We start from the raw sequence: 16,552 nt of genomic DNA on the forward strand, positions 1-16,552 counted from the left end.
GGCCGGGCCGAAAGATTCATTGCCGGGCAACGGAACTGAGTGCGGTGCGGACACGGTCGGGAACGGGTCGCTTGGACCAGTCATCGGTCGAGACCACGACATAGACGTTGCGGCCGCAGACCCTGGGCTGCTCGTCACCGGCGGCGTCTGTGCCGAGCACGGTGAAACTCAGGGTGAAACTGGTGGTCCCGATGTGCTCGCACTGCACTGCGACGCGCACCGACTCCCGCCACCGGACCGGCGACCGGAAATCGATCTCGGAGTGCACCACCTGCATGTCGAGGCCATCGGCGATCAGATCGGCATAACTCACCTTCAGATGGTCGAACAGCCCGGTGCACGCCTCGTCGAACCAGGTGAGGTAGTGGCCGTTGAACACCACACCCTGCTGGTCGATTTCGGCGTACCGGGGAACGATGCCGAAGCTGTACCGGGTCACCGCTTCACGGTAACCGGCCGCGGGAGAGACTGGAGTGGTGAAGCTGGTGACTCTCGAGGATATCGATGCCGCCGCTGGGCGGATCGCCGCCGACATCGTGCGGACCCCGTTGCTGGCCGCCGGATGGGGCGACCCTGAACGACCGTTGTGGCTCAAGCCCGAGAATCTGCAACCGATCGGCGCATTCAAGGTCCGCGGTGCATTCAACGCGTTGGGTCGACTCGATGCCGATATCCGGGCTGCCGGAGTGGTGGCCTATTCCAGCGGCAACCATGCTCAGGCAGTGGCCTACGCGGCTGCGGTGTTTGGCATTGCCGCCCACATCGTGATGCCCGAGGAGACGCCGACCGTGAAGGTGCAGGCCACCCGGGATCACGGCGCGCAGGTGGTGTTGTGCGGGGCCGGGCAGCGTGAGGCGGTCGCGGCCGAACTGGTCGAGCGGACCGGCGCGGTGCTGGTGCCGCCGTTCGACCACCCCGACGTGATCGCCGGCCAGGGCACCATCGGGCTGGAGATCGCGCAGGATCTGCCCGAGGTCGCGACAGTCCTCATCCCGATCAGCGGCGGTGGTCTGGCTTCGGGAGTGGGCACCGCGATCCGTGCGTTGTGCCCACAGGCCAAGATATTCGGGGTGGAGCCCGAGCTCGCCGCAGACACCGCAGCGAGTCTGGCCGCCGGTCACCTGGTGGACTGGCCTGTGGCACAACGTAATCGAACCATCGCCGATGGCCTGCGCGCGACGCCGTCGAGGCTGACATTCGCTCACCTGCAACGGGTACTCGACGGTGTGATCACGGTGAGCGAAGATGAGATCCGTTCGGCAGTAAGGCAACTGGCGCGCGGATCGCATCTGGTGGCAGAACCCAGCGGTGCCGTGGCGCTGGCCGGCTATCTCACGGCGGAAACACCGCCGGGGCCGACGGTCGCGATCGTCTCCGGCGGAAACATCGCGCTACCGTTGCTGGCCGAGATCCTGTCGGAGAGTCAGTGAACGCCTTCCATCAACCTGCTGATCCGCGGTGACACCAGCAGGACCACCACACCCGTGAAGATCGCCACCGCCCCGAGCGTGCCGAAGTAGGCGAACTCGTGGGCTGGGTCGTAATGCTGAGCCAGCACACCCGACATCGCCGTGCCGAGCCCTACCGAGAAGAAGAACAGCGCCATCATCTGGGCCCGGAAAGCCTCTGGCGCAAGCTTTGTCGTGACGGACAGGCCGATCGGTGACACCAGCAGCTCGGACACCGCGAACACCACCATGATGCCGGCGATCAGTAGTGCGGGCACCACCTTGCCCTGGTGCGACGCTGTCGGGAGAAACAGCAGGAACGCGGCGCCCATCCCGATCACCCCGTAGCCGAACTTGCGCGGTGTGGTCGGTGCCCGGTTGCCCAGTCGGGTCCACAGGATCGCGAACACGGGTGAGAGCAGGATGATCCAGACGGGCTCGATCGACCCGATCCAACTCGACGGCGCGGTCCAGCCGAACAGCGACCAGTTGACCCGTTCGTCGGAGTAGACGGCCAGCACCGTGAACGTCTGCTGGAACAGCGACCAGAACACCGCGTTGGCGATGAACAGCGGGATGAAGGCCCGAACCCGGATCCGCTCGCTATCTGAGACTTTGGCGCTGGTCAGCATCACCACGAAATACATCACCGAGGCCACCACGAGTACGGCGGTGGTGAACTGCGACAGGGTGGCCAGCGAGATCAGGTGCACCGCGAACAGAACCGCCACGACCGCCGCCAGCGCGGCCACGACGCTGATGACCCTGCCGATTGCCTGCGGCGCCAAAGGGTTCGGCACGACGCGCCCGTGGCTGCCGAGGTTGCGCCGGAATATCACGTACTGTGCCAGTCCGAGGGCCATACCGATGGCAGCGGCACCGAAGCCGTAGTGGAAGCCGATGCGCGTCTGCAACAACCCCGTGGCCAGCGGCCCGACGAAGGCGCCGAGATTGATGCCGAGGTAGAAGAGGGTGAATCCGCCGTCGGCGCGTGGATCGTTCTTGTCGTAGAGGGTGCCCAGCAGTGAGGACGCGTTGGCCTTGAGGGCTCCGGATCCAAGTGCCACCAGCACCAGGCCTACCGCGATGCCGGCCAGACCGGGAACGACGGCCAGCGCGATATGGCCGGCCATGACGACCACGCCGCCGTAGAACACCGTCCGCTCCATGCCCAGGATTCGATCGGCGATCCACCCTCCGAGCACGGTGGACAGGTACACCAGTCCGCCGTACGCGCCGACGATGCCCGTGGCGGTGCTCTTGGGCAGCCCGAGTCCGCCGTCGGCTGCCACGTAGTACAGGTAGTAACCGAGGATCGTCAGCATCCCATAGAAGGAGAAGCGCTCCCACAGCTCGACGCCGAACAGGTTGGCCAACCCGACGGGATGTCCGAAGAATGTGCGGTGACGCGATGAACCCTGCACTTCCTGCATGTGCCCCCACCTTGCCATGTGAACGTCCCCTGGCGGTCGAATTTGACGGCTTTGGCGGCAAACTACGACTGCGTTGTGTACTGGCGATTCTGTGGCACAGCACATTTCATCAGCGATGCTCAACAGCGCCCGAGGATGCAGGGGGTGGGCACGAAGCTGCCACCGGGTAATGTCACTGTGAAACGTTTGGACGACGGCCACACTTTTCGGGGGTGCACGTGGACGCGGTGCTCGGTGTTTCGTTGACACCGTCCACCGTCGGTCTGGTCCTGTTAGAGGGCTGCGAGGCCGACGGAGCGACCGTCGACCATGACTCCTTCGACATCCGCGGCCTTGCGCCCGCGCGAACTGATGACATTTGCGCCGATGTGGTGAAGGCGGCTCTGCGCGCCGAAAGGGTTGCGGCAGAACGTGGTCTGCGGCTGACAGCGATCGGTGTCACCTGGAGTTCCGGGGCGGCTGCCGAGGGTGCGGTGTTGTTGAGGAAGTTCGCCGATGCCGGGTTCGCCAATGTGGTTCCGGTGCGGCTGCCCCAAGCGACCGATGCATTGGCGCGGCGCGTCGCGGGCATCGTGGGATTCGACACGACCGGCGTGTGCGTCCTGGAACCCGATGTCGTGCAGGCGATGACAGTGGGCGGCAACAATCCGGTACAGACCGCAGTCAGCCGTGGCATCGAGACCGTGGCCGGCCTGACCACCTGGTTGGCCGACATTCTCGGCGCGGCCGATCCGCGGCCCGATGCTCTGGTGGTCGTGGGATCCGCCGTCGACCTGGACTCGGTGCTGCCGAAATTGGAGCAGGCCCTCCGGGTGCCGGTGTTCACCCCTGCCGAACCCGGATTGCCGTTGGCCAGGGGGGCCGCGTTGGCCTCGGTGCGCCGCGACCGGTCGAACTACGATGACGACGGCGCGGCACCGTCCGGGTGGCGCTGGCCTGTAAAGCAATTGGCGCCGCTGGCGATATTGGTCGGTGGGGTGCTGGCGTTCGCGGTCTCGCTCTCGCTGGCGATCGGCCAGCAGCTGGTACCCGGTTCAGAGCCGCCGCCCCATAGGAGCACGCGTCCGGTGGTGAGCACATCGGGTGATTCGGCCGCCGTGCCGCAGACTTCTGCGGTCATGTCTACGGTGCCGTCTGCGTCGATATCCGAAGCGCCGCCGGAACTCGAGCCGGTGGCAGAGGATGTCCAGCCCGATTATGTCATCGATCAATCCACCACGGTCCCACCCGAGAACACCGCGTTTCCCGGCGAACTGACGGCGCCTCCCGCGCCCGGACCGGATGCGGTGCAGCCTGGGCAGTCACCGCCGTTATCAGAGCCTGTCCCAGGTGCGCCGCCGCCGGAACCGGTCCAGCCGCCCTTGCCTGAGAGTCAAGTGCCGCCGGAGCCGTCCTCGGCATCGGAGGTGCCTCTGGCCCCCGAGGTGGCGCCGCCCATACCGCCCGAGGCGGCGCCGGTGCAACAGACGGCTGCGCAGGCTCCGGTGACCGAACCCGAGCAGGTCCCGCCCGCGCCCTGAGCGCTGTGACGTTGCTGAGGCCCATGCAAGGGCGCCGATGCGTGCGGTGAAACGTTCTGAGTTGCCGGGCCGATGAATTCACCATGGGCAACCTTCTGCGCCACCGCCGACCTCGAATTGTCGCTCCCACGCTGCGCCTGAGAGGTGCAGTGCCGGCGCTCACCTACACTGGTGGAATGCTGAGTGCCCCATCGTCGTCATTCGGAACCGTTCGAGTGTCGGTACTGAAAGTGTTTGCGGCGATTGGTGTCGCCACCCTGGCCGCCGCGAGCACGGCCCACGTGGCGTCTGCCGCAGTGAGCACACCTGCACCCGGTGCGGCCATCGAGCCCGCATCGGGTTCGACGGTCGGTGTCGCCATGCCGCTGACGGTGACGTTCGACAACCCGGTGTCCGACCGGGATGCGGCGCAGCGCAGCCTGAAGATCAGCTCGCCGGACACCCCGACGGGCACCTTCACCTGGCTCAGCGACGATGTGATGCAGTGGAAGCCGGATCAGTTGTGGCCGGCTCATTCGAAGATCTCGGTCACGGCCGGCGGTGCGAAGACCAGCTTCGAGACCGGGTCCCAGGTGCTCGGTGTCGCCGACATCAGCGCCCACACGTTCACGGTCAGCATCGATGGTGTGGTGGCCCGCACCATGCCTGCATCGATGGGCAAGCCTAAGTTTCCGACCCCCATCGGTACCTTCACTGCATTATCGAAAGAACCTGTCGTGGTGATGGATTCGCGGACCATCGGGATTCCGCTGAGCGATCCCGAGGGGTACAAGCTCACCGTCTATGACGCGGTCCGGGTGACCTGGGGCGGCGTCTACGTGCACGGCGCACCGTGGTCGGTGGGATCGCAGGGCTATTCCAACGTCAGCCACGGGTGTATCAATCTGAGCCCCGACAACGCCGACTGGTACTTCAACACGGTGAGCCTCGGCGATCCTATTGTCGTGCAGTCATAGTCGCGTGCAGGTTTTTCGACGTCGGTGAGGTGGGCACAGCCGCCGGGTCCGGACAGGTCCGTAGTATCCGGTCCGCGGTCCCGGCGGTGGTGACGGTAAACCAGTAGTGCTCGTTTTTGTAGTGGTGTTGCCGATGGTTACGCCAAACCGCTCGGTATACAGGGCTTTTCGGCGTGTAATCGCTGTGGATCAGGTAGTGGCACCACTCGTAGGTCAGGCCGAGCAGCGTCAGGAACGACAGGAAGGTCAGCCCGAGGCCGACGCGCGGGAAACCCAGCAGTGCAACGGTTATCGCCGCCGGAAGGATCCACAGCAACGCTGGCCACGGGATGAAGATCAACGGGATGTCGCGTGGGTCGACGTGGTGCCGCCGGTGGTCGCGGGCCAGCAGCGAGTCCACCGTGATCCGGCCGATCGTCCGAGGTTTCCAGTGCAGGACGAACACGTGCACGATCCACTCGAAGAACGGGAACGCCGCCAGCATGGCCGCCGGCACCAGCAGATCGGTGAGCTGCCAGTCGCCGACTGCGGTCCGCGCGGCCACACTGATGACCAGGGCCGTACCGATCATCCAGGGGGAGGGGTGCCTGATGAATTCCCGTGCCGCGTCGGCCAAGCCGAAGGTCTTGCGTGTCATCAAGGTTGCACCAATGCCTCGAGTGCGCTCATGAGTGCGTTGGTGGCGGGCTCCAGCAGGTCCTGAGCCGCGCAACTGGCTGCCGTCGGGTCACCCGCTTCGATGGCCTCGACGATCCGGCGATAGGCCTCGGGACGGCCGACCTCGGCGGCCATCATGGTGGCCAGTGCCGGGAGCGCAGGCTCGTAGGTCTGCCGAAGGGTGTTGTACATCAAGCGGAATGCGATCGAATCCGCACCATCGACGATCAGATCCCAGAAGGTGAGTGCCAGGCGCTGTTGCTCGACCGGATCCGGTTCGGCCGCCAGCGTATCGACGGTGCGACCGAGTTGCGCGACCACCTCGGACGGGGCCCGGTGCGCCGCCAACTCGGCAACCTTGGGTCCGTTGTGCAGGCGGGTCTCCAGAATGCTGCGCACCACGGTCACGTCGAGTTCCCCCGCGCGCAGCAGGAGCCGGGGCAACAGGTCCAGGCCGGCATGCTTGCGGAAGTCCCGCACCGTGGTCGAGTCACCCTGTCGCACCTCGACCAAGCCGGCTTCGGTGAGCCGTTTGATGGCCTCACGCACCGCCGGGCGGGACACCCCGAGTACCTCGGCGAGGCGCCGTTCACTGGGCAGTGGTTCGCCGGGCTGCATCTGACCGCTGAGTACCTCGGCGACGATCTGCTCGAATACATCCTCGGGCACGGATCGACGGTTGACCGGTTGTAACGCCATAAGCGATATGCTGCCCGGCTAGCGGTCAGAGGTCAAGTGGTCAGACCACTGAAGCCGACCGCAGTGCGTCGGTGGTCTCGGCGTCGGCCGGCAGAAACGCTTCGATGCTCAGTTCCGCGGCGGTCAGGTCCAGCGCGGTCCCGAAGGTGGTGACCGTGCTGAGGAAGGTCAGCACGGTACCGTCGGATGCGGTCAATTCCAGTGGGACGACCACGCCGCCGAGATCGCGGACCGGCTCCAGCCCTCCCGGATAGCACTCGATCTCGGCGAGGAGGCCGGCAAGCTCGGCTGATCCGCTCACGGAGACCTCCCGGCGCAACCGGCTGACCAGGTGATGGCGCCATTCCGCCAGGTTCCGGATCCGAGGTGCCATGCCCTCGGGGTGCAGGGTGATACGCAGCGCGTTGGGTCGGGCCAGCAGGTGCGGTGCGACGCCGTCCAGCATCAGCGCGGCGCCCGCATTGGCCTGCAACAGGTTCCACGTGCGATCGACTACCACGCAGGGAAACGGGTTGTAGGCGTCCAACATTCGGGTTACACCGTCGCGTACGGCAGTCATCGCGGGATCGTCCAGCGTCCGCTCGGCGTACACCGGTGCCAGCCCGGCGGCGAGGAGCAGTTGGTTCTGGTCCCGCGGAGGCACCTCCAGTGCCTCGGCGAGGCGCAGGACCATGGCCCGGCTCGGCACCGAGCGTCCGGTCTCGATGAAGCTGAGGTGACGCGCCGAAACCTCGGCCTCGATGGCCAGGTCCAACTGACTGATGCGGCGGCGTACTCGCCAGTCGCGCATGAGCGCTCCGATGGGTGTCTGGGTTGCCGGGCCCGTCACCACTCGAGTCTCGCTCACGCCGGGGGCGATAACCACTACCTGAGAGGTAATTGCCCCGATTACCCGATTGGCGAGATGGTGGTCTCGTCCCCATGAAGGAGGTGGCAATGAGCGAAGACACCCCGTCGATCCCGCATTGGCTGCACGCCGTCATGGCGGCCGACCGGGCCGGATCGGCCGCCTACGTCGGAGCCGGGTTCTTCTTTGCACCGGTGCTCGCGGTCCTGTCACCGTGGCCCGCACTGACCACGGCGCTCTGGATTGCGATCGCGCTCGCGGGCCTGTGGCTCGGGCTGCTCGGTATCGCGATGGCTACCGGTCTGGCGATCGTGCTGCGGTCGAACGCCGAAATCCCGGAAGACTACTGGCGATCGATCATCGACTATCCGACGGGCCGCGGTAATCCACCTGCCAATGTTTGATGCCGTTGAGCCAACCCGACCGGAGCCGTTCGGGTGCCGCCAGCGGCGTCAGGTCGGGCATCCCGTCGGCGATCGCGTTGAAGATCAGGTCGATCGTCATCCTGGCCAGGTTGGCGCCGATGCAATAGTGCGCACCCGTGCCGCCGAATCCCACGTGCGGGTTCGGGTCACGCAGGATATCGAATGTATAGGGGTCGTCGAACACGTCCTCGTCGAAGTTCGCCGAGCGGTAGAACATCACCACCCGTTGCCCCTTCTTGATCGGCACACCGGCCAGTTCGGTGTCTTCCAGTGCGGTGCGCTGGAATGAGGTGACGGGGGTGGCCCACCGGACGATCTCGTCGGCGGCGGTGGCCGGGCGCTCGCGTTTGAACAGTTCCCACTGGTCGGGGTGGTCGGCGAAGGCCATCATGCCCTGGGTGATCGAGTTCCGGGTCGTCTCGTTGCCGGCCACCGCGAGCAGGATGACGAAGAAGCCGAACTCGTCGTCGGAGAGCTTGTGCCCTTCGACGTCGGCCTGCAGGAGCTTGGTGACGAGGTCATCGCCGGGGTTCTTCGTCCGCTCAGCCGCCAGTTGCATGCCGTACATGATCACCTCGACGGAGGCGCTCATCGGGTCGTTGGAGTCGAACTCCGGGTCCTGGTCGCCGACCATCTGATTGGACCAGTCGAACAACTTCTTGCGGTCTTCCTGCGGCACGCCCATGAGCCCGGCGATCGCCTGGAGCGGCAGTTCGCACGCGACCTGCTCGACGAAATCTCCCGAACCCTCGGCTGCGGCGGCCGCGACGATGGCCCGGGCACGCTCGGCCAGGTCGGCGCGCAGGCGTTCGATCGCCCGGGGAGTGAAGGCCCGGGAGATGATCTTGCGCAGATGGGTGTGGTGCGGGGCGTCCATGTTCAGCATGACGAACTTGCCCTGGTCGATCTGCTGCTGGACAGTGCCTTCGCGGTAACGCGGGAGCGCGGTCTTCTCCTGGCTGGAGAAGACGTCGCTGCGCAGCGACACCTCCTTGACGTCCTTGTGCTTGGTGACGACCCAGAACCCGCCGTCGTCGAAACCGCCTTCACCGATCGGCTGTTCGTTCCACCAGATCGGGGCCAGCTTGCGCATCTCGGCGAGTTCCTCGACGGGCAGTCGTTCGGCATAGATGTCGGGATCGGTAAAGTCGAATCCTGGCGGAAGATTCAGAGTCGGCATGGCGGTGGACGCTCCTCGCGACGACGTTGTGTAGTGGCTTAAAGCCATTGCTACACCACAGGTGGGGCGTGCCGATGCCGGTTCCGGAAACTCCCACCTCGTGGGTATTGGAACGTGTTCCCATCCTTGCGCTGTAACGGTTCGACGAGCGCGACGATGCACTCAGCGTTACCATTCGTCCCTGGAGTAACAGCGAGAGGTCACAGCGATGAGAGTCGACATCCGAAAATGTGCGTCCATGTTGGTGTGCGGCGTGGCGGGCCCTGTGGTCGCGCTGTCGGTCGCCGCGAGCGCGCTTGCGGAGCCGGCCACCCCATCGGAGCCGCCCACCCCCGGGCCGGCGCCCGCACCCGTGACTGAACCAGCCGCTCAGGCGGCAGCCGGCGATCTGGGCGCACCGCAGCTGGAGACCACCGGGGGCACCCCGCACCTGGCGAGTCCCGACGCCCTGCCGCCGGGGTCGACGATGGATCGCACCGGGCAGGGGACTGAGACGCCCAACTTGAGCTATCTCAAGGATCTCTGGCACGCCGTGCAGAACCAGGACATCAGCGGCAAGGAAGCACTGATCCTCGGGATCGCGCAACGCGGGATGAACACACCCGTCCCGAATCAGGTGAGGGGGACCCATTCGGTGGTCCAGTCGCTATGCGGCTTGGGGTTGGTGGGTCGTGGTCCACTGTAGGGCGAACTCGGCTGGGCTGAGTCCGCGGTGGGCCGAATGCGGTCGGTTGGCGTTGTAGTCGATCCTCCAGTCTTCGATGATCACCCGGGCTTCGAGCAGTGAGTCGAAGCGCCAGGAGTTGAGCAGCTCGTCGCGCAGTCGGCCGTTGAACGACTCGATCCATGCGTTCTGCCAGGGTGATCCGGGGTCGATGAAAGTGAGCCGGTGCCGTTGAACCGGCACCAGTCGTTGACCGCGTGGGCGACGAACTCGGGCCCGTTGTCAAAGCGCACGTAGTGCGGCGCGCCATGTTGGTCGACCAGTTGGTCGAGGATGTCGACGACCCGGTCGGCGTTGATGGCGCGATCGACGTGGATCGCCAGGGCTTCGCGGGTGAACTCGTCGATGATGTTGAGCATTTTGATGGTGCGCCCGTCGGCGGTGGTGTCGAACTGAAAGTCCATCGCCCAGATCACGTTCGGCTGGATCGGGCACATCGCGCCGACCGCGGTCCCGATGCCGGTCAGACGTTTCTTCTTGCGGCGCTGCGGGACTCGCAGGCCCTCGTCGCGCCACAGTCGGCGGACGCGCTTGTTGTTGACGACCCAGCCCGCTTTTCGTGCGGCAATCGCCGCTCGTCGCCAGCCAGCGGGGCCGGTCGGTGGAGAATTTCCGCAGCCAGGCCCGCAGCTCGGCTTCCTCGTCGGTGATCGGTGGCGGCGTCAGTCGCATCGTGGAGCGGTGAATGCCGACCACCGTGCAGGCTCGACGCTCAGAGACCCGAACCGCTCACGCAACGCCGTGACGGCGCTGCGCTTGCGATCCGGGGTCAGAAGTTTCCGACGAGATCTCCTTGAGCATGTCGATGTCGAGGGCCTGATTGGCGACCAGCTTCTTGAGCCGGGCGTTCTCGGCCTCGAGTTCCTTGAGCCGTTTGGCCTCGTTGGCTTTCATGCCGCCGTACTGGGCGACCCAGCGATGCCAGGTCGACTCGGTGACCTCCAGGTGCCGGCACACCTCGGCCAGCTCCTGCCCGGTCCCGAGGAGCTTGTTGCCCTCGGCGAGCTTGCGGATGATCTGATCCGGCGTGTGCCGCCGGCGCTTGTTCGATGCCATGTCGTCGTCGATTCTTCCTGCCCGAACACCGGGCATCAGAGTCGCACAACAACTGGACCACTACGAAGGGCTCACCTCACAGGCACCCGGGCCGAACGTACCGATCTCGCCGGTCGCGCCGGAAGCGCCCGCGCCACCGGCCGCACCTGCACCGGCCGCACCTGCACCGGCGCCGCTGCCCTGAGGGGCTAGGAGGATCGATCAGGCCGGCCGGCTCACCACCGGAATCCGCTCTACTCGGGCGGGCACGTGCTTGTGCCACGGCGTACCCGCGTACTGGTCGCGCCACTGAGACGAGGTGAGCTCATTGGGGGCGACTCCGGGCGTAATCGACCGGCCCTGGGCGTCGGTGTAGTCGAGACCGAACCCGTTGGGCAGTGAGATGTGCCCGGGCAGCATCGCGTCGTTGACCTCCACGGTCACCTCCGCGCTTCCCGTCGCGGTGGTGAGTCGGGCCCGGTCTCCGTGGTCCAGGCCGATCGCTTCGGCGTCATCGACGCTGATCCGCAGGGCGCCCTCGGTGTCGCGCTTGCGCCACGCGGGGTCGCGGAAGATGTCGTTGGCGGTGTAGGCCCGACGCTCGCCGGCCGAGAGCACCATCGGAAATTCCTCGGAGGTCAGTGCCGACGGCATGGTCGGCAATGCTCGTACCGCGTCGAGCATCTCGGGCATGTCCAGCGCGATCTTGTGATCGGCGTGGCTGATCAGGGCGAAATCGTCGGAATAGTCGTGCTCGGTGAACGTCAACCCGGACCGGCCGGCCAGGATGGCCTCGAACAGGGCGTTGCCGTCGCCGTGGCCGGCACGGCGCACTGCGTCGGGATAGGTCATGGCCGTCTTCTGGGCCAGCCCCCACAGGGCCGCGGCACCGGCCAGGCCATCCGGAAGCACGGGCCCGAGCGTCTCGTAGAGCACGTACGGCAGGACCCGCCCCAGCCCGGGATTGGCGCCCACTGCGCCGAGAAAGGCTGCCGCGTAGGCGTCCAGACCTTCGTGGGCCGCACGTCGCAACGGATCCAGTTCGGACTCGTCGACCGCACCGATGGCACGCACCAGGCGGGCCCAGATCTCCGGCTCGGGCAGGGTGCCGGGCAACGGTTCGAACAACGGGTGGCGCAGGTGGAAGTTGTTACGCGGGAACTCCAGATTGAAGAACGTCGCCTCGGGCTTCTCGAACTGATTGGCCGCAGGCAGCACATAATCGGCCAGGCGCGCAGTTTCGGTCATCGCGACGTCGATCACCACGAGCAGGTCCAGTGATTCCAGTGCGGCCCGCACGGCAGCCGAATCGGCGACCGAATGCGCCGGGTTGCTGCTCTCGACGATCATCGCCCGGAAGCGGTCGGGATGGTCGGTGAGGATCTCCTGCGGCACCACGTTGGACGGCACCAGGCCGGCGATCACCGGGGCACCGGTGACCGGGCTGCGCCCGACCCCGCCCGAACCGAACAACGGAGCGAACGACGAATGCAGGTGCTGCCCACCGCGTTTGGCGAAGTTACCGGTCAGGATCCACAACATCTTGTTCAGGTAGGAGCACAGCGTGCTGTTGGGGGCCTGCTGGATGCCGAGGTCCTCGAACACCGCCACACTGTCGGCCGCGGCGATGCGGCGCACTGCGCGGCGCAGCAGGGTTTCGTCGACACCGCACCGCGTGGCGTAGTCGCCGACCGGGACCTGCTGCAGTGCGTCCCGGACCGGTTGGACGCCGTTGACGTGGTCAGCCAAAAATACTTCGTCGCATAGGTTTTCCTGCACCAGTACCGCGGCCATCGCGGCCAGGCACCAGGCGTCGGTGCCGGGTCGGACCCGCAGATGGAAGTCGGCGAGCTTCGCGGTGTCGGTAATCACCGGGTCGATCACGATCATCGCGCGGTCCGGATCCTTGGCGATCTCGTTGAGGACGACCCGGGCGCGGGGGAAACTCTGTGACATCCACGGGTTCTTGCCCACGAACACCGAGACCTCGGCGTGCTCGAACTCGCCGCGGGTGTGCCCGCCATAGAGGTGGGCGTCGATCCACGCCTCACCGGTCTTTTCCTGCGCCAGGGCATTTGACCGGTACCGCGACCCGATCGACTTGAGGAACGCGCCGCTGTACGCGCCACCCAGGTGGTTGCCCTGCCCGCCGCCACCGTAGTAGAAGATCTTGTCCCCGCCGTGGGCGTCTCTGACGGCCAGGAATCCCGCGGCAATCTCGGAAACCGCGGCATCCCAGTCGATCTCCTCGTAGCTTCCGTCAGGTCGACGGCGAAGTGGCGAGGTCAGTCGGTTGGCGCTGCTCTGGTAGTGGTCCAACCGCAGCGCCTTGTTGCAGGTGTAGCCCGCCGACGCCGGATGATCTTTGTCGCCCCGGATTTTGGTGATGGACCGGCCTTCGGTCTGTACCACGATGCCGCAGTTGCACTCGCACAGAATGCACGCGGTGGGCTGCCATTGATCGACGGTCATGACGATGTTCCTTCCGGCAAAAGTGCGCGTAGCTGACGGTGGATCAGTTCGAGCGGTGTGACGTCGCGGGTTGCCCGCGCCATCACCACCGCACCTTCGATCGCGGTCAGGATCAGCGTTGCGAGTTCCTCGGCGCGCTCGGCGGACACTCCGTCGCTCTGCAGGCGGCGGGTGATCTGGCCGGCCCAGCGGGTGAAGGCCGACCCGGCGCGGTCGAGGGGAGTGTCCGCCTGCGTCCCCGTGGCCGCGGGTTCGCCGGCCTCGACGGTCACCGCGACGATCGGGCAACCGGCCCGGAAGTCGGTGGCGGACAATTGCTTACGAAAGTCGGCGATCATGGCGTCGAGCAATGCCCGGGCGCTGTCGGCCTTGTCGATCCGCGCTGCGACTTGATCGCTCGCGTAGTCAATTGCCTCGCAGAGAAGTTGGCTGCGACCGCCGGGGAAGTAGTGGTACGCCGAGCCGCGTGGGGCCCCGCTGTGCGCCAGTACATCGGCAATCGCCGTCGGGTGCGCGCCACGCTCCCGGATCAACAGCGCGGCCGAAGCCACCATGCGTTCACGAGGACTGGGCACGGTCGAACCCTTCGTCGATTATATATGCAACCATACATAATCAATCGGCACGGGTTTATCCCTGGCCGACCTAGACGCTCACCAACCAGAGCACGAGGAACGCAGACATACTCGTCAGGCACAGCAGATGGTCGCGACAGATGGAACGTGCCAGGTGTGACTGTTCGGCCGGACTGCCGGTCCGCAGACCCAGGGCGACTGCGCTGGGCACGGTGTGCAGCAGTGCCAGCAGCACCGGGCCACCGGCAAGCACCGCGTACAGACCGGACAGCCAGCCCGGGCCGGTGCCGTCGACAGCGTGAAAAGCCAACGCCGTCAAGAGAACCACCATGACGGCGGCGATCAGCAGGCTCATCGGGCGCGACGTGGTGGTGGCTCGGTGGTAGTAACCGGCGATGGACGCCAGCACGGGTTCCGGCAACTCGGCCGACCTGCGATGGGATAGGACCTGAACATCGAAGATGAGGTCCATCCACAGGACGGCGATGAGGAACCCGCTGCCGGCGGCCTCGATCACACGCCGGCGGCCTCGTTCAGGGCGTTCAGGTGGCCGGTCGCCTCCAGGTACTCCTGCACCCAGCGTTCGATCACCGCCGAGGTCTTCTCGACCTTCGTGAACTGGCCGACGACCTGGCCCACCGGGTTGAATGCGACGTCGACACTCTCATTGGGGTACTTGTGCGTCGCCGCGACGGCCATACCGGACACCATGTACTGCAGCGGCATACCGAGCGGCTTCGGGTTGTCCGGGTTCTCCCAGGCGTCGGTCCAGTCGTTGCGGAGCATGCGGGCCGGTTTACCGGTGAACGAGCGGCTGCGCACGGTGTCCTTGCTGGTGGCCTTGGCGTACGCGGCGTGCTGCTGCTCGGTGTGCTCGCTCTCCTCGACCATCACCCACTGCGATCCGGTCCAGGCGCCCTGCGCGCCGAGTGCCAGGGCAGCGGCGATCTGCTGACCGCTGCCGATGCCGCCGGCGGCCAGGACCGGAACCGGGGCCACCTCCTTGACCACCTGGGGCCACAGCACGATCGAGCCGATCTCGCCGCTGTGGCCGCCGGCCTCGCCGCCCTGGGCGATGATGATGTCGACGCCCGCGTCGGCGTGCTTGCGGGCCTGCGACGGCGAACCGCACAGCGCCGCGACCTTTCGGCCTTCGGCGTGGATGCGGTCGATCATGTCTTTCGGCGGGGTGCCCAGCGCGTTGGCGATCAGCGTCATCTTGGGGTGCTTCAGCGCGATCTCGACCTGAGGTGTCGCGGTGGCCTCGGTCCAGCCGAGAAGTTGCAGGGCGTCGTCGTCGCTGTGGTCGACCGGCACCCCATGGTCGGCGAGGATCTTCTTGGCGAAATCCAGATGCTCCTGGGGCACCAGGGACTGCAGCATGCCCTTGAGGTCGTCGGCGGACATATCGGCGTCCATGCCCTCGTACTTGTTCGGGATGACGATGTCGACGCCGTACGGATGGTCACCGATGTGGTCGTCGATCCAGTTCAATTCGATCTCGAGCTGCTCGGGGGTGAATCCCACGGCGCCCAGCACGCCGAAACCACCGGCCTTGCTTACGGCGACCACAACGTCGCGACAGTGAGTAAATGCGAAGATCGGGACGTCGATCCCGAGCTCGTCGCAGAGTGCGGTGTGCATTAGGGGCTCCTTATAGTGGCGGTGCGGTGTGAGAGTCCTCGACCGGACCGGCCCGCATGGAAGTGAAACGTGTTCTAGTTTAGTACCACCTCGGGATAGTTTGGGTGCATCATTCCTAGTCTCGACTGGCCGATCGTCGTGGCGGCTTGGTGTACTAGGCCCATGGTCCGGATGCTGTCGACACCCGAGTCACTCGAGGAAATCGGGGACGGTCCGGGTGGCGCGCAGGTGGGGGCCTTCTTCGACCTGGACGGCACACTGGTGGAAGGGTTCACCGCCACGGCGCACGCCGGCCATCGCATCCGCCGGCGACAGGCCGCCGCCGGCGAGATCCTGGGAATCGTCGAAGCCGCGGTGCGGTACCGGATCGGCCGGATTCCGTTCGATCGACTGTTGGTCCGAGCGGCCGGGTACCTGCGGGGCGAATCGCTGCTCGAGCTCGATGAGCTGGGCGAGTACCTGTTCGAGAGCCGCATCATCCAGCGGGTCTACCCGCACATGCGCGACGTGGTGCATCGTCACCAGGACCGCGGCCACACCGTCGTGATGAGTTCCTCGGCCCTGACGATCCACGCCGAGCCCGTTGCCCGGCACCTCGGGATCAGCCACGTGCTGTGCAATCACTTCCTGACCGATGGCCAGGGGCGGCTGACCGGGGGAATCGTCGAACCCGTCATCTGGGGTGCGAGCAAAGCCGCTGCGGTGCAGCATTTCTGCCACGACACACAGATCGACCTCGCCCACAGTTACTTCTACGCCGACGGTTACGAGGACGATGCGTTGATGCGGTTGGTGGGCCGGCCCCGGCCGGTGAACCCGCGGCCGCGTCTGGCCGCCATGGCCTCCGACGAGGATTGGCCGGTTCTCACCGTGCCGCGACCCTAGGCGCGCCGGCCGCACGCACCACGGCAGAATGACCCGGTACGGCATCGACTCA

The 16,552-nt window shown here is 66.1% G+C and carries 16 protein-coding genes and 1 pseudogene; 6 read left to right on the top strand and 11 right to left on the bottom strand.

Going from position 1 to position 16,552, the window contains the following annotated elements; translation table 11 throughout:
* Positions 1-16: 16 nt before the first annotated feature.
* A complete protein-coding gene (locus G6N44_RS03345) occupies positions 17-439 on the bottom strand; it encodes an acyl-CoA thioesterase (protein ID WP_179964467.1) in 423 nt (140 codons plus the stop codon).
* 37 nt (positions 440-476) lie between these two features.
* On the opposite strand from G6N44_RS03345, the gene G6N44_RS03350 reads away from it, so the two are divergent.
* The gene (locus G6N44_RS03350; RefSeq protein ID WP_163661110.1) at positions 477-1,430 is read left to right on the top strand and encodes a threonine ammonia-lyase; all 954 of its coding nucleotides are present in this window, start codon (positions 477-479) and stop codon (positions 1,428-1,430) included.
* Here the strand turns inward: G6N44_RS03350 and G6N44_RS03355 are convergent.
* Positions 1,424-2,881 (bottom strand): peptide MFS transporter, encoded by a 1,458-nt coding sequence (locus G6N44_RS03355; protein ID WP_163661112.1) that lies wholly within the window; start codon positions 2,879-2,881, stop codon positions 1,424-1,426. The two genes, G6N44_RS03350 and G6N44_RS03355, sit on opposite strands and share 7 nt — an antisense overlap.
* Positions 2,882-3,093: 212 nt before the next feature.
* On the opposite strand from G6N44_RS03355, the gene G6N44_RS03360 reads away from it, so the two are divergent.
* Together G6N44_RS03360 and G6N44_RS03365 are read left to right on the top strand one after the other, a co-directional pair.
* Positions 3,094-4,401, top strand: coding sequence for a DUF7159 family protein (locus G6N44_RS03360; protein ID WP_163661114.1), 1,308 nt, complete (start codon positions 3,094-3,096; stop codon positions 4,399-4,401).
* 176 nt (positions 4,402-4,577) lie between these two features.
* A complete protein-coding gene (locus tag G6N44_RS03365; RefSeq protein WP_163661117.1) occupies positions 4,578-5,357 on the top strand; it encodes a L,D-transpeptidase in 780 nt (259 codons plus the stop codon).
* On the opposite strand, the gene G6N44_RS03370 is transcribed toward G6N44_RS03365, so the two are convergent.
* Genes G6N44_RS03370 through G6N44_RS03380 form a run of 3 tightly spaced genes read right to left on the bottom strand, consistent with a single transcriptional unit; the run spans position 5,338 to position 7,503 of the window.
* Entirely contained in the window at positions 5,338-5,994 is a 657-nt protein-coding gene (locus tag G6N44_RS03370; RefSeq protein WP_163661118.1) for a sterol desaturase family protein, read from the bottom strand. The genes G6N44_RS03365 and G6N44_RS03370 overlap by 20 nt on opposite strands.
* Positions 5,994-6,713 (bottom strand): FadR/GntR family transcriptional regulator, encoded by a 720-nt coding sequence (locus G6N44_RS03375; protein WP_163661120.1) that lies wholly within the window; start codon positions 6,711-6,713, stop codon positions 5,994-5,996. Before G6N44_RS03375 ends, G6N44_RS03370 begins: the two co-directional genes overlap by 1 nt.
* Positions 6,714-6,753: 40 nt before the next feature.
* Positions 6,754-7,503, bottom strand: a complete 750-nt coding sequence (locus G6N44_RS03380; protein WP_163669539.1) for a helix-turn-helix domain-containing protein — start codon at positions 7,501-7,503, stop codon at positions 6,754-6,756.
* A gap of 146 nt (positions 7,504-7,649) precedes the next feature.
* Here G6N44_RS03380 and G6N44_RS03385 point away from each other — a divergent pair, with 146 nt between their 5' ends.
* A complete protein-coding gene (locus tag G6N44_RS03385; RefSeq protein ID WP_163661122.1) occupies positions 7,650-7,964 on the top strand; it encodes a hypothetical protein in 315 nt (104 codons plus the stop codon).
* On the opposite strand, the gene G6N44_RS03390 is transcribed toward G6N44_RS03385, so the two are convergent.
* Complete coding sequence (locus G6N44_RS03390) at positions 7,918-9,165, bottom strand: cytochrome P450 (protein ID WP_163661124.1); 1,248 nt, start codon at positions 9,163-9,165, stop codon at positions 7,918-7,920. The two genes, G6N44_RS03385 and G6N44_RS03390, sit on opposite strands and share 47 nt — an antisense overlap.
* Positions 9,166-9,373: 208 nt before the next feature.
* Between G6N44_RS03390 and G6N44_RS03395 the strand changes: the two genes are divergently transcribed.
* A complete protein-coding gene (locus tag G6N44_RS03395) occupies positions 9,374-9,850 on the top strand; it encodes a hypothetical protein (protein WP_235682929.1) in 477 nt (158 codons plus the stop codon).
* Here G6N44_RS03395 and G6N44_RS03400 read toward each other — a convergent pair.
* The 5 genes and pseudogenes from G6N44_RS03400 to G6N44_RS03420 form a co-directional block, all read right to left on the bottom strand.
* A pseudogene (locus tag G6N44_RS03400) lies at positions 9,812-10,945 on the bottom strand (IS3 family transposase). The gene G6N44_RS03395 and the pseudogene G6N44_RS03400 sit on opposite strands and share 39 nt — an antisense overlap.
* A 201-nt stretch (positions 10,946-11,146) precedes the next feature.
* Positions 11,147-13,396 (bottom strand): molybdopterin-dependent oxidoreductase, encoded by a 2,250-nt coding sequence (locus G6N44_RS03405; protein WP_163661127.1) that lies wholly within the window; start codon positions 13,394-13,396, stop codon positions 11,147-11,149.
* A complete protein-coding gene (locus G6N44_RS03410) occupies positions 13,393-13,971 on the bottom strand; it encodes a TetR/AcrR family transcriptional regulator (RefSeq protein WP_163661129.1) in 579 nt (192 codons plus the stop codon). The genes G6N44_RS03405 and G6N44_RS03410 overlap by 4 nt, the downstream gene beginning before the upstream one ends.
* Before the next feature lie 70 nt (positions 13,972-14,041).
* Positions 14,042-14,443, bottom strand: a complete 402-nt coding sequence (locus G6N44_RS03415) for a hypothetical protein (protein WP_163669541.1) — start codon at positions 14,441-14,443, stop codon at positions 14,042-14,044.
* Between the two features lie 41 nt (positions 14,444-14,484).
* A complete protein-coding gene (locus tag G6N44_RS03420) occupies positions 14,485-15,615 on the bottom strand; it encodes a nitronate monooxygenase (RefSeq protein WP_163661131.1) in 1,131 nt (376 codons plus the stop codon).
* A gap of 162 nt (positions 15,616-15,777) precedes the next feature.
* Between G6N44_RS03420 and G6N44_RS03425 the strand changes: the two genes are divergently transcribed.
* Positions 15,778-16,500 (top strand): HAD family hydrolase, encoded by a 723-nt coding sequence (locus G6N44_RS03425; RefSeq protein WP_163661133.1) that lies wholly within the window; start codon positions 15,778-15,780, stop codon positions 16,498-16,500.
* Positions 16,501-16,552: the final 52 nt, after the last annotated feature.

The organism is Mycolicibacterium alvei (assembly GCF_010727325.1).
Classification (GTDB): Bacteria; Actinomycetota; Actinomycetes; order Mycobacteriales; family Mycobacteriaceae; genus Mycobacterium; species Mycobacterium alvei.